This is a genomic window from Pseudomonas sp. P20, assembly GCF_016463925.1.
GTDB classification, from domain to species: domain Bacteria; phylum Pseudomonadota; class Gammaproteobacteria; order Pseudomonadales; family Pseudomonadaceae; genus Pseudomonas; species Pseudomonas aeruginosa.
In genome coordinates, this window is the sequence record NZ_JAEMVM010000115.1 from 1 (window position 1) to 381 (window position 381).

General features: G+C 70.3%; 1 protein-coding gene. It reads left to right on the forward strand.

The genetic code is table 11. The annotated features are described in order from the left end of the window. Window positions 1-381 (forward strand): ShlB/FhaC/HecB family hemolysin secretion/activation protein (locus JHD77_RS32030; RefSeq protein WP_233410351.1); only part of this gene is annotated, 381 nt, incomplete at both ends.

The window sequence follows — 381 nt, forward strand, 5'->3', positions numbered from 1 at the left end:
AGACCCAGCTCGGCTTCAACCACGGCCGGCGGATCGGCAGCGGTTTCGTCAACCTCGACCTCGGCTGGCAGCAGGGCATCGGCGCCCTTGGCGCGCAGGGTCGCGGCCACCCGCAGGCGGGCGATCCGCATGCGCGCTACGACAAGTACAGCCTGACCCTCAGCTACCTGCAGCCGTTCCAGCTATGGGGCGAGCGCTTCAGCTTCGACAGCCTGGCCACCGGGCAGAGGAGCGAGGAGGTGCTGTTCAGCCCGCAGCGCATCAGCCTCGGCGGCAACAGCTCGGTGCGCGGCTTCAAGGACCAGACCCTGACCGGCGACAGCGGCGGCTACTGGCGCAACCAGTTGCGCTGGCGGCGCGCGGTGGAATGGGCGCCGCTGC